The sequence below is a fragment of the Streptomyces sp. NPDC003635 genome (genome assembly GCF_053587635.1).
In genome coordinates this window covers 1-1,659 of the sequence record NZ_JBSFOK010000123.1, presented here as the reverse complement: position 1 = coordinate 1,659, position 1,659 = coordinate 1, and the positions used below count along the sequence as shown (strand labels likewise).

The following is a 1,659-nucleotide window of genomic DNA, read 5'->3' as shown; positions in this document are numbered from 1 at the left end:
AGAAGCCGTATCTCAACCGAACGTGATCGCTTGATTTGCGCTGGTCAGGCATGGTCTGGCTCGGAGTGAGGGAGGCATGCGGCGTCTTGTTTCGGCTCCGTGATCGAGGGGTGCACGATGGCGTCGGTGCTGGGAATGCTGGAGGAGCGGGAGACAGCGGCCCGGGTGCGGGTGGAAGGACTGCGGGAGGAAGTCGCGCGGCTGGCTGGGGTGTTGGAGGCCGCGGAGATCGAGCTGGACCGGCGGGTGATCGCACGGGAGGAGCTGGTCGAGGCCCTGGCAGCCTCGGCCTCCGAGACCACCGCCGTGACCGGGGCGGAGGCGGAAACCGTGTCGTCGCCCGCGCCGGTGCCGGGCTCGGTCGTGCCTCCGTGGCGCGAAGGACTGCCGGTGACGGTGCTGGCGCCGGACTACCAGCGGATTCTGGGCGTGCTGGAGGAGCGGCAGCCCGCAGGCCAAGGGCCGCTGAAGGCCAGGGAGATCACGGCTCGGCTGGGCTTGGAGACAACGCCGGCGAAGGTCGAGGGGGTGCGTTCGAAGGCCCGGCGTCTGGCCGAGCGCGGGTGGCTCCTCCTGGAGACGTCGGGGGCATTCAGCGTCGGCCGACGGCCCGTGGCCGTGCCAGACGCCGGCCCATCCGCGTGACCATCGACCACTGGATCATCGCCTCGCTGCTGGCCGGCAGCGTCTCGTAGTCCCGGGCCAGCCGGCGCGAATGCATCAGCCACGCGAACGTGCGCTCTGCCACCCACCGTCTGGGCAGCACCACGAACCCTGTCATGTCGTCGGTGCGCTTGACGATCTCCAAGGTCAGCGCGAGTTTCTGACGGCACCAGTCGACGAGGGAGCCGGTGTAGCCGCCGTCGGCCCAGACGAGAGTGATGTCGCGGTGCAGACGGCGCAGCCGCTGCAGCAGGCCCGTCGCGGCGTCGCGGTCGCCGATGTTCGCGGCGGTGACCGCGACGACCAGCAGCAGGCCGAGGCAGTCGGTCACGATGTGCCGCTTACGGCCGCCCACCTTCTTCCCGCCGTCGTAGCCGCGTGAGGCTGCCGGAACCGAGGCCGCGGCCTTCACCGACTGCGCGTCGATGATCCCCGCCGTGGGCTCGGCCTCACGGCCCTCGCGTTCACGGACCCTCCCGCGCAGCCGGTCGTGGAACTCGGCGATCAGCCCGTGCTCGCGCCACCGGCGGAAGAAGGCGTAGACGCGGCCCCATGCGGGGAAGTCCGCGGGCATCGCCCGCCACGAGATCCCGCCCGCGACCAGGTAGCGGATCGCGTCCAGCAACTGGCGGTGGCAGTAGCCCTCGGGCTGCCCGCCCCTGCCCTGGAACCAGGCCGGCACTGGCAGCAACGGCCGGACGGCCGCCCACTCCGTATCCGTCATGTCCGACGGATACCGGCGCACCCGGTCAGGATGATCTGCCGCGTTGCCGTACACGTGCGCGAGGCAATCACACGATGGTGCAGCCGAGTTGAACTGGACGGGCTCGGACGCGTACAACAACGACACCAGGGCCTCCCGGCATTGCTTGGTCAGATTCGCATCCCCGAGCTACCGAGAGGCCCTGTCTTCATGCGCGCACGACGGGAAGATCACCCCGGCGGGAAACCCGTTCGACCCGCACGTTCCATGATCGGTTGAGATACGGCTTCTCA

At 69.8% G+C, this 1,659-nt stretch carries 2 protein-coding genes; one reads left to right on the top strand and one right to left on the bottom strand.

Features of this window, described 5'->3' with window-relative positions; translation table 11 throughout:
- Positions 1-117: 117 nt before the first annotated feature.
- On the top strand, positions 118-645 hold the full coding sequence (locus ACWDRW_RS40285; RefSeq protein ID WP_451733566.1) for a hypothetical protein: 528 nt from the start codon (positions 118-120) through the stop codon (positions 643-645).
- Here the strand turns inward: ACWDRW_RS40285 and ACWDRW_RS40280 are convergent.
- Positions 593-1,387, bottom strand: a complete 795-nt coding sequence (locus ACWDRW_RS40280; protein WP_451733563.1) for an IS5 family transposase — start codon at positions 1,385-1,387, stop codon at positions 593-595. The genes ACWDRW_RS40285 and ACWDRW_RS40280 overlap by 53 nt on opposite strands.
- Between the last annotated feature and the right edge of the window lie 272 nt (positions 1,388-1,659).

Coding starts and splice junctions, on each gene's coding strand:
- ACWDRW_RS40285 (WP_451733566.1), top strand. CDS start 118: ATGGCGTCGGTGCTGGGAATGCTGGAGGAGCGGGAGACAGCGGCCCGG.
- ACWDRW_RS40280 (WP_451733563.1), bottom strand. CDS start 1,387: ATGACGGATACGGAGTGGGCGGCCGTCCGGCCGTTGCTGCCAGTGCCG.